Consider the following 16,193-nt stretch of genomic DNA (forward strand, 5'->3'; position numbering starts at 1 on the left):
GGTTTATCCCCCAAAAAGGCGTTTCAGGAAACCCTTCTTCTCTTCTTCAATGAAGCGGAATGGGCGTTCTTCCCCCAACAAGCGGCAAACGGTATCGTCATACGCCTTACCGGCGTCTGACTCGGCATCCAGAATGACAGGCTCACCCTGGTTGGAAGCGCGCAGTACGGACTGGTCTTCCGGGATTACGCCCACCAGCGGAATGCGCAGGATTTCCAGCACGTCTTCCATGCTCAGCATGTCGCCACGGCTGACGCGGCCCGGGTTGTAACGGGTCAGCAGCAGGTGTTCCTTGATAGGCGATTCGCCTTTCTCAGCGCGGCGTGATTTGGAAGAGAGAATGCCCAGGATACGGTCGGAGTCGCGTACCGAAGACACTTCCGGGTTGGTGGTGATGATAGCTTCGTCGGCGAAATACAGCGCCATCAGCGCACCGGTTTCGATACCGGCCGGTGAGTCGCAGACCACGAAGTCAAAATCCATCTCGCCGAGATCGTTGAGGACTTTTTCAACGCCTTCACGGGTTAACGCGTCTTTGTCGCGTGTCTGCGAAGCCGGCAGGATATAGAGGTTTTCAGTGCGTTTGTCTTTGATCAACGCCTGATTCAGCGTGGCATCGCCCTGAATCACGTTCACGAAATCATAAACTACCCGACGTTCGCAGCCCATGATCAGGTCAAGATTACGCAGACCGATATCGAAATCGATCACGACGGTTTTCTTGCCTTTTTGGGCCAGGCCGGTAGCGATGGCCGCGCTCGAAGTGGTCTTGCCAACGCCCCCTTTACCCGATGTAACAACAATAATGCGTGCCATGAAATGGATTCCTTGTCAAAAGGGCTTAATTTAAAGGTTGTATGGTTAAAGCGTTATCCAACAGGCTGAGTCGTACGGCCTGCCCGACGTAATCGGACGGGATTTGGTCGCTCAACCAGTACTGCCCTGCGATAGAGACTAGCTCAGCCGCCAGGTGGGTGCAAAAAATCTGACATTGCGTGTCGCCTGACGCGCCTGCCAGTGCGCGACCGCGCATCATGCCGTAGACATGAATATTGCCGTCGGCAATCAATTCGGCGCCGGCGCTGACGCTGCTGGTCACGATAAGATCGCTGTTGCGGGCGTAAATCTGTTGGCCGGAGCGGACAGGCGTACTGATGATGCGCGTTTTGGCGGGGGCGTTATCCGCCACCACGGGCGCTGGCGCAGGCTCCGGCGCCGCCATTTTCTGGCCTTTGCCTTCGCTCAGCAGCGGCAGCCCGGCGCGGGCTATCGCGCGCTTTTGACGCTCATCTCTGCAACCGCTGATACCCACAACGCGCAGACCTGCTGCCGCGACAGCCTGTTGAAGTTCTTTCCAGTTCGCATCGCCTTCCAGCGTTGCGACGTTGATAACAACAGGGGCGTTTTTCAGAAAAGCGGGCGCTTGCTCAACTTTTTCCTGTAACGCCTGGCGTATTACCTCGGGCTGCGAATTATGCAAATGAACAACCGATAGGGTAAAACTGCTGCCTTTTAGCTCAATTGGCGATTGTGACATCTATCCTGACTCAGTCTCAGCAACTTTAAATCCCCGGAATACCACTCGGGGTGCGATATTCCGATGTACTATAAGCATGTTATAGTCAGAGTTATATCCAGGCAAGACGCTCCCTCAATTAAATAGAGTTAAAAAAATGCTTTGTGTGATCTATAGAAGCCCGAAACGCGATCAAACTTATCTTTATGTCGAAAAAAAAGACGATTTCTCTCGTGTGCCGGAAGAGCTGATGAAAAGTTTCGGCGTGCCGCAATTCGCCATGATGCTGTCGCTCGATGAGCGCAAAAAATTGGCCTCGGCGGATATCGAAAAGGTGAAGCAGGCGTTGAAAGACGAAGGCTATTATCTGCAGTTCCCGCCGCCGGTTGAAAACCTGCTCAATCAGCATCTGGCGGGCGATAAGGCCTGAGACAGTCGCCACGGCCAGGGGAGGCGCGATGACACGTTCGGCGAGAAAGACCGTATTGGCCGCCTGGTTGGCGCTGGGCGGGGTGCTGATGCCCGGCGCATCGCAGGCGGCGCAGGAGACGACGCTGGCGGCGAGCGGCCGCGATCCGGCGCAGTTCCCGGCGTATGTCGATCAACTTAAGCGCCGGGCGCGGGAACAGGGCATCAGTCAGGCCACCCTTGATCGCGCGTTTGCGCAAATCCATTTCGTCGATCGGGTGATCAAGGCCGATCGCAATCAGCCGGAGCAGAAGGTAACCCTGGACGACTATCTACGGCGGGTGATGTCGCCCGCCAAGGTGCGCCAGGGGCGCGAACTGTATCGGCTGCGCCATGCGCAATGGTTACGGGCCAGCGAGCGCTATCGGGTGCCAGGGCGTTATATCATCGCGCTGTGGGGGATGGAGAGCGCCTACGGCAAGATTCAGGGGCGGGAAGACGTGGTGTCTGCGCTGGCGACCTTGGCGTTTGAAGGGCGCCGTGAAGCTTTTTTCAGCCAGGAACTGATGGCGGCGCTGCAGATAGTTGAGCAGGGGCACGTCGGCGATACGCCGCTGAAAGGCTCCTGGGCCGGCGCGATGGGGCAATGCCAGTTTATGCCGAGCTCCTTCTTGCGCTACGCTGCGGATGGCGACGGCGACGGGCGCATCGATATCTGGAATAACATTGACGACGTTTTCGCGTCTACAGCCAGCTATTTGTCCAAAGAGGGTTGGCAGCCCGGCATCGGTTGGGGGCGCGAGGTCAAATTGCCCGCCGGTTTCAACCCGGCCGAACTGGGCCTGAAAGACGCGCAGGCGCGCAGCGTCAACGACTGGCAGAAACGCGGCGTGCGCCGCGCGGATGGCAGTGCGTTGCCGCATGCCGTGCAGCGCGGTTGGATTATCGCGCCGGATGATCTGCAGGGGCGGACGTTCCTGGTCTATGATAATTTCCGCACCCTCATGCACTGGAATCGCTCTTACTATTTCGCTCTCGCCGTGGGTATGATGGCAGACGCGATCGGGCATTGATCCGGCACACCAATAATCGGCTTGGCGCGCCAAGCCTCTACAGTTTGGGAGAAGCGGTATGTATCAACATAGAGACTGGCAGGGTTCGTTGCTCGATTTCCCGGTGAACAAGGTGGTCTGCGTCGGCAGCAACTACGCCGATCACATCAAGGAAATGGGCAGCGCGGTGTCCGTCGAACCGGTGGTGTTTATCAAACCGGAAACGGCGTTGTGTGATATTCGCCAGCCGGTGGCCATCCCCAAAGAGTTCGGTGCGGTGCATCATGAGGTGGAGCTGGCGGTATTGATCGGCACGCCGTTGAAACAGGCCAACGAAGATCGCGTTGCGCGGGCGATCGCCGGTTACGGTGTGGCGCTCGATCTGACGCTGCGCGATCTGCAAGCGGGCTTTAAAAAGGCCGGTCAGCCGTGGGAAAAGGCCAAGGCCTTCGACGGTTCCTGCCCGATGTCGGGATTTATCCCGGTGGCGGAATTCGGCGATCCGCAAAACGCCGAGCTGTCGTTGACCGTCAACGATCAATTGCGCCAGCAGGGCAATACGCGCGACATGATCACGCCAATCCTGCCGCTTATCAGCTACATGAGCCGCTTCTTCACGCTGCGCGCCGGTGACATCATCCTGACCGGCACGCCGCAGGGCGTGGGGCCGATGGCTTCCGGCGACATGCTGAAAATCAGCCTGAACGGCAAAACGCTCAGCACCCGGGTGATCTGATTTCTCCTTGCCGCCGGCATCGTCGGCGGCAAAGCTTGCATCTTGTGGCTAAAATGTCTATATAGTCCCCCCTCGAACCTGCGCGCAGGTGACTTATCCATTTACCGAAACCGGACGCTAACATGTCACAACTCGCTTTTTGGCAACAGAAAACGCTGGCGGAAATGTCAGAACAAGAGTGGGAATCGCTGTGCGACGGGTGCGGGCAATGCTGTTTGAATAAGCTGATCGACGAAGATACCGACGAGATTTATTTTACCAACGTAGCCTGCAACCAGCTCAACATCAAATCCTGCCAATGCCGTAACTATGAGCGGCGCTTCGAGCTGGAAGAAGACTGCATCAAACTGACGCGCGAGAACCTCACTACCTTCGATTGGCTGCCGCCGACCTGCGCCTATCGCCTTATTGGCGAAGGCAAGCCGCTGTTTCCCTGGCACCCGCTGATCAGCGGCTCCAAAGCGGCGATGCACGGCGAGCGCATCACGGTGCGGCATATTGCGGTGCGCGAGAGTGAAGTGGTGGACTGGCAGGATCATATCCTCAACAAGCCGGACTGGGCCAGATAACGCGGATACCTTGACAGATGTTGCTAGGCAACACGAGTTTTAATGCCAGAGGGCGGCGTGTTAAGACATTCCGCCCTCTTGGTTATTGAGCTTACGCGCGTGAGACTCTTGCTTCACACTTTTTTATCTCGGCGATGCCAGTTGGCCAGATTTTTCAGCGGCTGCTTCACATACGGGCTGGCTTTGATCAGGCTGAACAGCAGTTTATTCACCGCCGTGCCCACTTTGTCCATTGGCCGGTCGACATCGAGAAACAGCACCGCACGCAGCTCGTCGGTATCATTGCGGACCTCGTGTTCATAAGAATCATCAAACAAAATCACCTTGCCTTCATCCCAGTGCAGAATTTGGTCGTCAACGCGGATCCAGAGCTTGTCCCGATCCTTTGGCACGATCAATCCCAGATGCGCGCGCACGACGGCTCGAGTCGGGCCCTTGTGGGGCACGATGTGATAGTGCGGTTTGAGGATTGAAAACATGGCGGTGCGCATGCCCGGGATCTCGCTGACCGCCTCTGCCGTGCGCGGGCAGATGGCGCAGTTTTCATCAACCCGTTGCCCGTAGACAAACAGCCCGAAGGTTTTCCAGTTATCTCCTTTAGAGATGCGTTTCTGATCCGGCGATATTTGGTGGAACGCTGGGATATCCTCCGGGTGCTCCAGCAACCGATCCAACTCCTCGCGAATGGCCGGCCAACGGGCTTCCAGCGCCGTCACCCAATGAAATTCATGATTACCGATCCGCGGCGTGGTGGAGATGAGCGAATGGCGAGTCTGAAATTCGCCGTTCCAGCGCAGGAATTTTTTCCCGGCTTTGAGCAGCATGCGCCGCAGGAAGGGGCGCTGAGACGAAGGGGGCAATGTGGTATCCGGCATAGTATCGTGTCCTTGATGTCATATGTTGTGCTGTAGTCAGCCAAAACCTGGCTCACAGGAAGAAAGGGTGAAAGTCAACACGTCATTTAGCATAGGGAAAGCATCGCGAACGATTTTAATCTTTAGTGCGCGAATAGCGTTGATGCTTGCTGCCGGATAGAGGCAAATTCCAACAATTTATTTAAGGATGGTAAGGGCTTGTGTGAGGGAGGAGGGGGGGAAAAAAGCCCCTGCAAAGATGAGGGGCAAGACACACAACAACACCAGGGAAATCGGTAGTACTCACTTTGCCGATACTATAAGGATTTTATGGGTAAACTTCACCAAAATATTGTGCTCTGAATGTGACAAAGGTGCAGTCGTTCATAAGTAACGGTAATTTATTGATGCTCGAAGGCTGAAAGGAAGGTGCCAGAATGGCCAGTTTTTAGTCGCCGATATCGCAGAAGCTTAATGTTATGTAAATTACGCGCTTAACTGTGCCGGGATGCTTCTTTTTAAACGATAAGTTGGGTAATTTGGCCGCTCTCCCGCAAGTTCGAGAGTATAACAATGAAAATGATCCGCCTGTTTGCCGTAGCTGGAGCGCTGATCGTGCTCGTTTACTTCCTTACACATACCTGAGGTGGCTTTATCTCGGAATGTGGCAGCAATACCTAAAAAAACGGCGCCTTCCGGCGCCGTTTTTTGTTTGTCTGCCGATCAGCGGCCGAACAGGTCGCGGCGGCGTGGGCGAACAAACTGCGCGATCAGCACAATCAGCGCCACCAGCAGATAGGCGCCGAAGATGCCGACCAACCATTGCGGCATTTCCAACGTCAGGAATTGCCATTGACGCACGGAGCAGTCACCGGAAGCGTGGAACACCGCCGGCAGCCATTTGTCCAGCGGCAGCCATGACGGGAAGCTGACGAAGAAATCGCAGGTATTGAATGGCGAAGGATGCAACTGGATCATGGTGTGCTTCCACGCCAGCTGTACGCCTTCCCAGGCGCTGTAGATCCACAGCAAGATCGCCGCGTAGCGCAGCGGCGTTTTCGGCGCGATGGCGCCCACCAGCGAGGCGCCGAGGATACCGAACAGCGCGCAACGCTCGTAAATGCACATCACGCACGGCTGCAGCAGCATAACGTGCTGGAAATAGAGCGCGACCAGTTCCAACACCAACGCTGTCAGGGCCATCAGCAGCCAGGCGCCGCGTCCTTGTGAACAGCGGTTAAAGAATTGCAACATATCTAGATTCTTCCATGCAGTAAGCAATTGAACCGGCAGTGTAAACCAATTCCTCTTCGCTGCCAGCCACCTGGGCCGGATTCAGCGTAAAAATAGTCGGTTCACCCTGCCGGCGCCGTCTCAGTGGCCGACGGCGTCGATGGACGGCAGCGTCAGCCAATGCCACTGCGTCAACAGCTCGGTCGCCGGTTCCAAGGTGAACTGGACGCACAGCAGGCCAACCACCGTCAGCACCACCGTATAAGGCAGGGCCATCCATACCATGCGGCCATACGACAAACGCACCAGCGGCGCCAGCGCAGACGTCAGCAGAAACAGAAACGCCGCCTGCCCGTTAGGGGTGGCGACCGAGGGCAGGTTGGTGCCGGTATTGATGGCGACCGCCAGCAGCTCGAACTGCTTCAGCCCGATAGCGCCGGTTTCCAGCGCGGTGCGCGCCTCGTTGATGTAAACCGTGCCGACGAACACGTTGTCGGAAACCGACGACAGCAGGCCGTTGAACAGGTAGAACAGCGAAAGCTGAGAAGCGGGCTCGGCGCGCAGCACAAACTGGATCACCGGGCTGAACAGGTGCTGCTCGATGATGACCGCGACCACGGTGAAAAACACCGTCAGCAGCGCGGTGAACGGCAGCGCTTCCTGGAACGCTTTGCCGATGGCGTGCTCGTCGTTCACGCCGCACAGGGAGGTGGCGAGAACGATGACCGACAGGCCAATCAGCCCCACTTCAGCCAGGTGGAAGGCCAGCGCCAGCACCAGCCAAACGCCGATCAGCGCTTGCATCACCAGTTTGAGTCGTTCTTGTTTGCTACGACCCGCAGTGGCCTTGCGGTCATACTCTTTCAGCACGTCGCGTACCGCTTCCGGTAGCTGCGCGCCGTAGCCAAACAGGCGAAAACGTTCTACCAGCCAACAAACCAGCAGGCCGCACACCAACACCGGCAGCGTGACCGGCGCCATTCGCAGGAAGAAATCGATAAAACCCCAGCCAGCGTTTTTGGCGATGATCAGGTTTTGCGGCTCGCCTACCATGGTCATGACACCGCCGAGCGCGGTGCCGACGCCGGCGTGCATCAGCAGGCTGCGCAGAAAGGCGCGGAATTGCTCCAGCGTCTGTTTGCGCTCTTCGCCGGTAAAATCGCTGTCATCGCCGATGTCGCCGTCGGGGCGATTCGATGTCACGTTGTGATAGATGGAATAGAAGCCGGTGGCCACGCTGATCACCACCGCCACGACCGTCAGCGCGTCGAGGAAGGCGGAAAGAAAGGCAGCGGCCAGGCAGAACGCCAGCGACAGCAGCGTTTTCGAGCGGATGTTGAGCAGCAGCTTGGTGAACACGAACAGCAGCAGTTGCTTCATAAAGTAGATGCCGGCCACCATAAAGATCAGCAGCAGCAACACGTCCAGATTATGTTCGATTTCCTGCGAGACCTGCGCCGGGCTGGTCATGCCGATGGCCACGGCCTCGAGCGCCAGCAGGCCGCCAGGCAGCAACGGGTAACATTTCAACGCCATCGCCAGGGTAAAGATGAACTCGACCACCAGCAGCCAACCCGCGATAAACGGGCTGGCGAAAAAGAACACCAGGGGGTTGATCGCCAGAAAAATGAGAATGGTCAGTTTGTACCAGTCGGGAGATTGCCCCAGAAAATTTTTGAGCAGGGCGCTACGCAGGGTTGTTTCCATTGTGCTCTATGCATCCTTCAATCAGTCGTAGCACGTACCCTAACAACGCGGCGGGGGCGGGCGCAACCGGAGCTTGTTTTACGGCGGCAAATTTCTCAGGGCCGGTGTTTTTGCGCGTTTTTTGCCACGTTATGCACACTTTCGTTTATTGTTTTTCGCTCACGCTATGTCATGTCAGCACGATCTGGTATGATGAGCTGATTACTTTTACTGATTTTATCGTCGCAACGGAACGTCAAACACATGGTCATAAAGGCGCAGAGTCCTGCCGGTTTCGCGGAAGAGTACATTATTGAGAGTATTTGGAATAATCGCTTCCCCCCTGGCTCTATTTTGCCCGCGGAGCGTGAGCTTTCGGAGTTGATTGGCGTCACGCGCACCACGTTACGTGAAGTGTTGCAACGTCTGGCCCGCGATGGCTGGTTGACCATTCAGCATGGTAAACCGACCAAAGTGAACAATTTTTGGGAAACGTCCGGCCTCAATATCCTTGAGACGGTGGCCCGTCTCGATCACAAAAGCGTCCCTCAGCTGATCGATAACCTGCTGTCCGTGCGCACCAATATCGCGTCGATCTTTATTCGCGCCGCGGTGCGCAATCATCCTGAGCAGGCCCAGGAAGTGTTGGCGAAGGCCGCCGAGGTAGAAGATCAGGCGGACGCTTTCAATCTGCTCGATTACGAGATCTTCCGCGGTCTGGCGTTCGCTTCCGGCAACCCGATCTACGGCCTGATCTTCAACGGTCTGAAAGGGCTGTACACCCGCGTGGGCCGTTACTACTTCTCCAATCCGGAAGCGCGCAAGCTGGCGCTGGCCTTCTACAGCAAGCTGTCCACGCTGTGCCATGAGAAATTGTACGACCAGGTGATGGATACCGTGCGCAGCTACGGTAAAGACAGCGGAGCGATTTGGCAGAGCATGCAGGGCACCATGCCGAGCGATCTGACCGAAGCGCGTCGTTAATCGCGAGTCAATGAAATAAGAAAGGGCGCCATGCGGCGCCCTTTGTCGTTGTGGCGGTTACAGCGGCGTAGGCCGCGGCGGGCAGCGATCGAGCAACTCTACACTGCCGTCATCATTTTGCTGCTCGAGGATCACGTCGAAGCCCCACAGGCGATGCAGGTGCTTCAACACGTCGCGGCGGCTCTTATCCAGTGGCGCGCGTTCCTGCGGGATGTAGCGCAATGTCAGCGAGCGGTCACCGCGCAGATCCACGTTCCAGATCTGAATGTTCGGCTCATGGTTGCTCAAGTTGTATTGCGCTGACAGCTCCTGGCGGATCGCCCGGTAACCGGCTTCGTTATGGATTGCGGCAATCTCCAGATAGTTGTTGCGATCGTCGTCCAGCACGGTGAACAACCGGAAATCGCGCATCACTTTGGGTGACAGGAACTGGCTGATAAAGCTCTCGTCCTTGAAGTCGCGCATGGCGAAGTGCAATGTCTCCAGCCAGTCTTTTCCGGCGATGTCCGGGAACCAGTAGCGGTCTTCTTCGGTCGGCGACTGGCAGATGCGCTTGATATCCTGGAACATGGCGAAGCCCAGCGCATAAGGGTTGATGCCGTTATAGTACGGGCTGTTGTACGGCGGCTGATACACCACGTTGGTGTGGCTGTGCAAAAACTCCAGCATAAACCGCTCGGTCACTCGGCCCTCGTCGTACAGATGGTTGAGGATGGTGTAATGCCAGAAGGTGGCCCAACCCTCGTTCATCACCTGAGTCTGCTTTTGCGGGTAGAAATACTGGCTGACCTTGCGCACGATGCGCAACACCTCACGCTGCCAGGGTTCCAGCAGCGGTGCATTCTTTTCGATAAAATAGAGGATATTTTCCTGCGGTTCGCTCGGGTACCGGCGCGCCTGCTCCGGCGACTCTTCGCGTTCAACGCGTGGCAAGGTCTTCCATAACGTATTCACCTGGCTTTGCAGATACTCTTCGCGGCTTTTCTGGCGCGCTTTCTCTTCCACCAGGGAGATTTTCTGCGGGCGCTTGTACCTGTCGACCCCATAGTTCATCAGCGCATGGCAAGAGTCCAGCAGTCGCTCCACTTCATCGACGCCGTAGCGCTCTTCGCACTGGCTGATGTAGTGGCGGGCGAACAGCAGATAATCGACGATGGAGCTGGCGTCGGTCCAGCTGCGAAACAGATAGTTATTCTTGAAGAACGAGTTGTGGCCATAGCAGGCGTGCGCCATCACCAGCGCCTGCATGGTGATGGTGTTCTCCTCCATCAGGTAGGCGATGCAGGGATTGGAGTTGATGACGATTTCATACGCCAGCCCTTGCTGGCCCTGTTTGTAGCGCTGTTCGGTTTCGATGAACTTCTTGCCGAAGGACCAATGGGTATAGTTGATCGGCATGCCGACGCTCGAATAGGCGTCCATCATCTGCTCGGAGGTGATCACCTCGATTTGATGGGGGTAGGTGTCGAGTCGGTAATGCTTGGCGACGCGGTCGATCTGCTCCAAATACACCTGCAGCAGTTCGAACGTCCAGTCCGGTCCATCGCTCAGACGTTTATCATCCTTAACCTTTTCATGTGTTGAAGTAGTCATCAGCGCACCCTCATTATTCACGGGTCTTGCTCAAACGGCAGACCCTGTAACAAGCATAGTTCAAGTCATAATTAACCATTGCAAATCAGTGAAATAAAAATGCCGGTACGCAAAGGAGCGAACGGCGGTCAATCCGGCGCCTGTCCCGGCAGAAGGCGGTGCGGCACCGCACTTCCTCTTCGAGTATAACCCTGCGGCAGGGGGGCGCAACACAATGCCTGATGCACGACAAGGATTGAAAATTGTTATGTTATATTGTAACTTTTAATTTTTCTCGATAACGGACAAGGAGCGCATTTTGGCGAGGCATTTTGGCAAACTGGCGGTGGCGCTGGCCGCGTTGTTTATCAGCGGGCAGGCATGCGCCCACGGGCATCATTCACATGGCAAGCCGCTGACGGAGGCGGAAAAAAAGGCGGAGGGAGGCGTGTTCGACGATAAGGACGTCAAAGATCGCGATCTGGCCGACTGGGAGGGCGTATGGCAATCCGTGTATCCCTATCTGCTTAATGGGGATCTTGACCCGGTGTTCAAGAAGAAAGCGGCGCAGGATAAGAGCAAAACCTTCGCAGAGGTGAAGGCGTATTACCGCAAAGGGTATGCCACCGATGTGGATACCATCGGCATTGAAAACGGCATCATGGAATTTCACCGCGGTGACCAATCCAGCGCCTGTCAGTATAAGTACGCCGGGCATAAGATCCTGACGTATGTTTCCGGTAAAAAGGGCGTGCGTTATCTGTTTGAATGCCAGGATGCCGGCAGCCTGGCGCCGAAATTCGTGCAGTTCAGCGATCACATTATCGGCCCGCGCAAATCGGCGCATTTCCATATCTTTATGGGCAACACGTCGCAGGAAGCGTTGCTGAAAGAGATGGATAACTGGCCGACTTACTACCCATTCCAACTGCAAACCAAAGAAGTCGTGGATGAGATGCTGCATCATTGATGCTGCTCGTTCCCGCAACCACAAGCCCGCCTGTGTGGGCTTGTGCTCAGTCAAACGGTCTGATTTGCAGGTAATCGTCCGTCACTTCCATTTCAAATAGCGTTTTATCTGCCAACAAGGTCGCACGCATTCGTTCCCGGGCTTGCAGGTAGCGTTCATCCAACTGAATATCACCGGCGCTTTCCCATGCGACTCGGCTTGGCCATTGCGCATAGCCGATAAACTGCCCGCCCACATCCCGATGCAGGCGCGAGCCAAGGCTGCCGCGCTGCAGATAGATACCTTGGGTCAACGCTAGCCAAGCCTGGCGAAAGGCGTGCTCGTGTCCGGGTTTGACTGAAAACTGGTAGATGGCGATGAACATAAGACGTTCTCCACAATAGCGACAGTGTGAACTTTAGGCGCTGCTTCTGGCTTTAACGTTCATATCGTGCTGCAGCGTTCAACATAAACGGCGGGCCAAGGGCTCGGGTGTTTTATTCCGGCACTGAAAGCAAGGTTAACGGCAGCTGAAATTTTGCGCGATTTTTCTGCTGCGGAGGGAGGGGGCTCTCTTTGTTTGTTATGTTGGTATTTTTTATTTTATTAGATTTTTATTCTATTTAAATGTTGGCTGGTATTTTTATATTCTGTTAAATCAATGTTGCTTATTACGCCTTTTTTGAGTGCTATCATTGATAGCGTTGATATCAATTCAGTGGCGGTATGACGCCATAATCCCCTCTAAACCGCATCTTATCGCTATTTGCAGACGGCTATTGCAAATACATGACCCATCGACGATAAATTAATTGTGAATATTGTCACGTTTGATGACGAAGTTGTTGGACGGATTTTTTCACTGAGTTAATTTCCTGTAAGCAGAAGATTATGCTTTGTGAAGCCTTGGGCTGGAGTCAGCGATGCGAGTGGTAATTTTAGGTAGTGGAGTGGTGGGCGTAGCCAGTGCCTGGTATTTGGCGAAGGCGGGGCATGAGGTGACGGTGATCGATCGTCAGCCAGGCCCCGCACTGGAAACCAGCGCGGCGAACGCCGGGCAGATTTCACCGGGTTATGCTGCCCCCTGGGCGGCGCCGGGTGTGCCGCTGAAGGCCATCAAGTGGATGTTCCAGCGCCATGCGCCGTTGGCCATCCGCCTCGACGGCAGCAGCTTCCAGCTGAGCTGGATGTGGCAGATGTTGAAAAACTGCAACACCGAACACTACATGACCAACAAAGGCCGCATGGTGCGCCTGGCGGAATACAGCCGCGATTGTATCAAGGCGCTGCGTCAGGAAACCGGCATCCAGTACGAAGGTCGTCAGGGCGGCACGCTGCAGCTGTTTCGCACTCAACAACAGTTCGAAAACGCCGCGAAAGACATTGCGGTATTGGAAGATGCCGGCGTGCCTTACAGATTGCTGGAAGCCGGCCAGCTCGGCAGCGTCGAGCCGGCGCTGGCGCAGGTGGCGCACAAGCTGACCGGTGGCCTGCAGTTGCCGAACGACGAAACCGGCGATTGCCAGCTGTTTACGCAACAGTTGGCGAAGATGGCAGAGCAGGCGGGCGTCACCTTCCTGTTCAACCGCAGCGTCGATCGTCTGCTGGTGGAGGGCGACAAGATCGCCGGCGTGCAGTGCGGCGAGGAAGTGTTCAAGGCCGACAGCTATGTGGTGGCGTTCGGCTCATACTCCACGGCACTGCTGCGCGGCCTGGTGTCCATTCCGGTTTACCCGCTGAAGGGCTATTCGTTGACCATTCCTATCACCGACGAAGCGGCGGCGCCGTTCTCTACGGTATTGGATGAGACGTATAAAATCGCCATCACACGCTTCGACCAGCGCATTCGCGTTGGCGGCATGGCGGAGATCGTCGGTTTCAATACGCAGCTGGAGCAAAAACGGCGCGAAACGCTGGAAATGGTGGTGCGCGATCTCTACCCGAACGGCGGCCGAGTGGAAGAGGCAACGTTCTGGACCGGCCTGCGGCCGATGACGCCGGACGGTACGCCAATTGTCGGCCGCACCTCGCTGAAGAACCTGTATCTCAATACCGGGCATGGCACGTTGGGCTGGACGATGGCCTGTGGCTCCGGGCAGTTGTTGTCCGATCTGATGTCCGGCATTACGCCGGCGATCCCTTCCGATGACTTGGCGGTGGCGCGTTACAGCGCCGGGTTTCGTCAGCAACACGCGGTTCCGCTGAACGACGTGCATCCCGCACGTTAATCGTTGACTCTGTCATAGACTTTCCCGGCCACGCGCAGGCGCGCGTGGCCGCCGTACGCTGCCCCAAGGAGAAGCGATGCCCCGTCCCATAACCGCCACGATGCATCTCGGCGCGATTGAAAATAACCTGCAGGTGGTGCGCCGTTTCGCCCCCGGCGCCAAAGTCTGGGCGGTGGTCAAGGCTAACGCCTATGGCCACGGCATCAAACACGTTTGGCGCAGCATGGCGCAAACCGACGGCTTCGCCATGCTGGATCTGGCCGAAGCGGTGCTGCTGCGCGAGTCGGGTTGGCAAGGGCCTATCCTGTTGTTGGAAGGCTTCTTCCAGCCGCAGGATCTGGCGTTGCTTGACCGTTATCGCCTGACGACGGCGGTGCACAGCGACTGGCAACTGGCGGCGATCGCCGACGCCACGCTGAACGCGCCGCTCAATGTCTATCTGAAAGTGAACAGTGGCATGAATCGGCTGGGGTTCGCACCCGAGCGGCTGCATGAGGTGTGGCGCAGGGCGCAGGCGGTAGCCAACATTGCCGAGCTTACGCTGATGAGCCATTTCGCCACCGCCGACGGCCCCGAAGGCGTGACGCAGCAGATGGCCACCATCGAGGCGGCGGCTAACGATATACCGTTGCCGCGCTGCTTGGCCAACTCGGCCGCCACGCTGTGGCACCCTTCGACCCACGGCAGTTGGATCCGTCCTGGGATCGTTCTCTATGGCGCTTCGCCGAGCGGTTGCTGGAATGACATTGCGGCGACGGGGCTGCAGCCCGCGATGACGCTGAGCAGTGAAATCATCGGCATTCAGCAGCTGAAGTCTGGCGATCGTGTGGGTTACGGTGGCCGTTACAGCGCCGCAGGCGCACAGCGTATCGGTGTGGTGGCCTGCGGTTACGCCGACGGCTATCCGCGTCATGCGCCGACCGGTACGCCGGTATGGGTTGGCGGCGTGCTGACGCGCACCCTGGGAACGGTATCGATGGATATGCTGGCGGTGGATCTGACGCCCTGTCCGCAAGTCGAACTGGGCGCCGAAGTCGAGCTGTGGGGGAAACGCCTGCCGGTGGATGAGGTGGCCACGGCGGCAGGGACGTTAGGCTATGAACTGCTGTCGGCGTTAGCGGCGCGAGTGCCGGTCGCCATCGAAGCCTGAGCCGGGGCTCAGGCGACTTTTCTGATCTGCCCTTTAATCTGCTTGCTGAGCCGCCGCGCGTGTAGCGCCAGCAGGCAGCCCGCCAGCATCACCAGCGCCAGCGACAGCTTGGGTTGCAGCGGCAACGCCATCGCCACCAGACCCAGCGCGGCGCCGCCCGCCATCTGCACGAAACCGACCAGCGCGGACGCGACGCCGGCCTCATTGGAGTAGGGTTCCAACGCGTAGCTGGTGGCCGGGCCCATCACGAATGCCAACCCGGCGCAGGCGCTGGCGACTGGCAGCATATACGTCAGCCAGTGCGTTTGCGCCGTCGCGGGCAGCAGCATGACGCCCAGCAGCAGGCCCAGACAGCCCAGTCCCATCAACATGCCGCCGGTCGCCAGACAAACCGGGCGGCCGACCTTGTGGATGATGCGGTTGGCGAAGAAGCTGACCAGCATGATCCAGAAACCGTTGGCGCCGAACACCAGCGAGAATTGCAGCGGCGTCAGGCCGGCGGTGCCCATCAGCACGTTCGGTGCCAGAGAAACGTAGGTCAGCGCCATGCCCATCGCCCCGGAGTTCACCACCGCAAAAGAGAGGAAACGCCGTTCGCTGAGGATGCGCGCGTATTGACGCACCGGCAACCCCTTGACCGGCACGGTGTCGGCGGGGCGAGTTTCCGGCAGGCGCAGCGCGATGAGCGCCAACACCAGCAGCGCGTAGCCGACCAGGAACCAGAAGGGCGCGCGCCAGCCGAAGGCTTCGGCGAGCAGGCCGCCGAGCAGCGGCGCCAGCGCCGGGATGATGTTCAGCGTGCCGTTAAGAAAGCCGAAAGCGCGGGCGGCGTCATCGCCATTCAGGCGATCGCGCACGCCGCTGAAGGCGACGACGGCGGTACAGCAAACGGCCACCCCTTGCAGCAGACGCGAAGCGATGAAAATCGTCGGGCTGGTGGCCAGCGCCGCCATCGCGGCGCCGATCATGTAGAGGATAATGCCGGCCAGCGCCACCGGTTTGCGGCCATAGTTATCCACCAGCGGGCCGGCGATGACCTGGCCGAGGCCAAGCACCAGAATAAATAGCGATATGGTGGATTGGATCAGCGCTTCGCTGCTGCCCAGACCGACGGCAATAGCGGGAATCGTCGGCAGATAAAGATCGATGCCTAATGGGCCGAGCAGCACCAGGCTGAGAAGCATAAACAGAAACTTTTGCATAACAGAAAAGGCACGTCCGAGTGACAAAGAGGGCTAGAGTAGAGACTCTGGCGG

At 57.4% G+C, this 16,193-nt stretch carries 16 protein-coding genes; 8 read left to right on the plus strand and 8 right to left on the minus strand.

Going from position 1 to position 16,193, the window contains the following annotated elements:
- Window positions 1-3 precede the first annotated feature (3 nt).
- Window positions 4-816, minus strand: a complete 813-nt coding sequence (minD, locus tag AC2CGQ_RS05810; protein ID WP_004932300.1) for a septum site-determining protein MinD — start codon at window positions 814-816, stop codon at window positions 4-6.
- A 25-nt stretch (window positions 817-841) separates the two neighbouring features.
- Window positions 842-1,537 carry a septum site-determining protein MinC gene (gene minC / locus AC2CGQ_RS05815; protein ID WP_004932297.1) on the minus strand — a complete coding sequence of 232 codons (696 nt, stop codon included), beginning with the start codon at window positions 1,535-1,537 and terminating at the stop codon, window positions 842-844.
- Window positions 1,538-1,673: 136 nt separating this feature from the next.
- Between minC and AC2CGQ_RS05820 the strand changes: the two genes are divergently transcribed.
- The 4 genes from AC2CGQ_RS05820 to AC2CGQ_RS05835 all read left to right on the plus strand — a co-directional run bounded on the left by AC2CGQ_RS05820 (window position 1,674) and on the right by AC2CGQ_RS05835 (window position 4,281).
- Window positions 1,674-1,946: a YcgL domain-containing protein gene (locus AC2CGQ_RS05820; RefSeq protein ID WP_004932294.1), complete on the plus strand. Its 273-nt coding sequence runs from the start codon at window positions 1,674-1,676 to the stop codon at window positions 1,944-1,946.
- An 88-nt stretch (window positions 1,947-2,034) separates the two neighbouring features.
- Window positions 2,035-2,997, plus strand: a complete 963-nt coding sequence (locus tag AC2CGQ_RS05825) for a lytic murein transglycosylase (RefSeq protein WP_228392594.1) — start codon at window positions 2,035-2,037, stop codon at window positions 2,995-2,997.
- A gap of 58 nt (window positions 2,998-3,055) precedes the next feature.
- Complete coding sequence (locus tag AC2CGQ_RS05830) at window positions 3,056-3,712, plus strand: fumarylacetoacetate hydrolase family protein (RefSeq protein ID WP_004932286.1); 657 nt, start codon at window positions 3,056-3,058, stop codon at window positions 3,710-3,712.
- Window positions 3,713-3,834: 122 nt separating this feature from the next.
- Window positions 3,835-4,281 (plus strand): YcgN family cysteine cluster protein, encoded by a 447-nt coding sequence (locus tag AC2CGQ_RS05835; protein WP_004932284.1) that lies wholly within the window; start codon window positions 3,835-3,837, stop codon window positions 4,279-4,281.
- A gap of 113 nt (window positions 4,282-4,394) precedes the next feature.
- Here AC2CGQ_RS05835 and AC2CGQ_RS05840 read toward each other — a convergent pair whose 3' ends face one another.
- From AC2CGQ_RS05840 to nhaB, 3 genes are all read right to left on the minus strand, one after another.
- Window positions 4,395-5,156 (minus strand): aspartyl/asparaginyl beta-hydroxylase domain-containing protein, encoded by a 762-nt coding sequence (locus AC2CGQ_RS05840; protein ID WP_166445181.1) that lies wholly within the window; start codon window positions 5,154-5,156, stop codon window positions 4,395-4,397.
- 702 nt (window positions 5,157-5,858) lie between these two features.
- Complete coding sequence (gene dsbB / locus AC2CGQ_RS05845; protein ID WP_004932277.1) at window positions 5,859-6,389, minus strand: disulfide bond formation protein DsbB; 531 nt, start codon at window positions 6,387-6,389, stop codon at window positions 5,859-5,861.
- A gap of 120 nt (window positions 6,390-6,509) precedes the next feature.
- Entirely contained in the window at window positions 6,510-8,075 is a 1,566-nt protein-coding gene (nhaB, locus tag AC2CGQ_RS05850; protein ID WP_033632859.1) for a sodium/proton antiporter NhaB, read from the minus strand.
- 243 nt (window positions 8,076-8,318) lie between these two features.
- On the opposite strand from nhaB, the gene fadR reads away from it, so the two are divergent.
- Window positions 8,319-9,038: a fatty acid metabolism transcriptional regulator FadR gene (gene fadR / locus AC2CGQ_RS05855; protein ID WP_004932271.1), complete on the plus strand. Its 720-nt coding sequence runs from the start codon at window positions 8,319-8,321 to the stop codon at window positions 9,036-9,038.
- A 57-nt stretch (window positions 9,039-9,095) separates the two neighbouring features.
- Here the strand turns inward: fadR and AC2CGQ_RS05860 are convergent, their stop codons facing one another.
- Window positions 9,096-10,631 (minus strand): SpoVR family protein, encoded by a 1,536-nt coding sequence (locus AC2CGQ_RS05860; protein ID WP_015378115.1) that lies wholly within the window; start codon window positions 10,629-10,631, stop codon window positions 9,096-9,098.
- Between the two features lie 298 nt (window positions 10,632-10,929).
- On the opposite strand from AC2CGQ_RS05860, the gene zinT reads away from it, so the two are divergent.
- Complete coding sequence (gene zinT / locus AC2CGQ_RS05865; RefSeq protein ID WP_021503861.1) at window positions 10,930-11,580, plus strand: metal-binding protein ZinT; 651 nt, start codon at window positions 10,930-10,932, stop codon at window positions 11,578-11,580.
- Window positions 11,581-11,626: 46 nt separating this feature from the next.
- Here zinT and AC2CGQ_RS05870 read toward each other — a convergent pair whose 3' ends face one another.
- Window positions 11,627-11,944 carry an antibiotic biosynthesis monooxygenase family protein gene (locus AC2CGQ_RS05870; protein WP_015378113.1) on the minus strand — a complete coding sequence of 106 codons (318 nt, stop codon included), beginning with the start codon at window positions 11,942-11,944 and terminating at the stop codon, window positions 11,627-11,629.
- 538 nt (window positions 11,945-12,482) lie between these two features.
- Here AC2CGQ_RS05870 and AC2CGQ_RS05875 point away from each other — a divergent pair.
- Together AC2CGQ_RS05875 and dadX are read left to right on the plus strand one after the other, a co-directional pair.
- Entirely contained in the window at window positions 12,483-13,787 is a 1,305-nt protein-coding gene (locus AC2CGQ_RS05875; RefSeq protein WP_028127472.1) for a D-amino acid dehydrogenase, read from the plus strand.
- A gap of 76 nt (window positions 13,788-13,863) precedes the next feature.
- Entirely contained in the window at window positions 13,864-14,937 is a 1,074-nt protein-coding gene (gene dadX / locus AC2CGQ_RS05880) for a catabolic alanine racemase DadX (protein WP_015378111.1), read from the plus strand.
- Between the two features lie 8 nt (window positions 14,938-14,945).
- On the opposite strand, the gene AC2CGQ_RS05885 is transcribed toward dadX, so the two are convergent.
- Entirely contained in the window at window positions 14,946-16,139 is a 1,194-nt protein-coding gene (locus AC2CGQ_RS05885; protein WP_015378110.1) for a multidrug effflux MFS transporter, read from the minus strand.
- Window positions 16,140-16,193 lie beyond the last annotated feature (54 nt).

The organism is Serratia sp. DFXYC6 (assembly GCF_057196085.1).

Coding starts and splice junctions, on each gene's coding strand:
- minD (WP_004932300.1), bottom strand. CDS start 816: ATGGCACGCATTATTGTTGTTACATCGGGTAAAGGGGGCGTTGGCAAG.
- minC (WP_004932297.1), bottom strand. CDS start 1,537: ATGTCACAATCGCCAATTGAGCTAAAAGGCAGCAGTTTTACCCTATCG.
- AC2CGQ_RS05820 (WP_004932294.1), top strand. CDS start 1,674: ATGCTTTGTGTGATCTATAGAAGCCCGAAACGCGATCAAACTTATCTT.
- AC2CGQ_RS05825 (WP_228392594.1), top strand. CDS start 2,035: ATGCCCGGCGCATCGCAGGCGGCGCAGGAGACGACGCTGGCGGCGAGC.
- AC2CGQ_RS05830 (WP_004932286.1), top strand. CDS start 3,056: ATGTATCAACATAGAGACTGGCAGGGTTCGTTGCTCGATTTCCCGGTG.
- AC2CGQ_RS05835 (WP_004932284.1), top strand. CDS start 3,835: ATGTCACAACTCGCTTTTTGGCAACAGAAAACGCTGGCGGAAATGTCA.
- AC2CGQ_RS05840 (WP_166445181.1), bottom strand. CDS start 5,156: ATGCCGGATACCACATTGCCCCCTTCGTCTCAGCGCCCCTTCCTGCGG.
- dsbB (WP_004932277.1), bottom strand. CDS start 6,389: ATGTTGCAATTCTTTAACCGCTGTTCACAAGGACGCGGCGCCTGGCTG.
- nhaB (WP_033632859.1), bottom strand. CDS start 8,075: ATGGAAACAACCCTGCGTAGCGCCCTGCTCAAAAATTTTCTGGGGCAA.
- fadR (WP_004932271.1), top strand. CDS start 8,319: ATGGTCATAAAGGCGCAGAGTCCTGCCGGTTTCGCGGAAGAGTACATT.
- AC2CGQ_RS05860 (WP_015378115.1), bottom strand. CDS start 10,631: ATGACTACTTCAACACATGAAAAGGTTAAGGATGATAAACGTCTGAGC.
- AC2CGQ_RS05870 (WP_015378113.1), bottom strand. CDS start 11,944: ATGTTCATCGCCATCTACCAGTTTTCAGTCAAACCCGGACACGAGCAC.
- AC2CGQ_RS05875 (WP_028127472.1), top strand. CDS start 12,483: ATGCGAGTGGTAATTTTAGGTAGTGGAGTGGTGGGCGTAGCCAGTGCC.
- dadX (WP_015378111.1), top strand. CDS start 13,864: ATGCCCCGTCCCATAACCGCCACGATGCATCTCGGCGCGATTGAAAAT.
- AC2CGQ_RS05885 (WP_015378110.1), bottom strand. CDS start 16,139: ATGCAAAAGTTTCTGTTTATGCTTCTCAGCCTGGTGCTGCTCGGCCCA.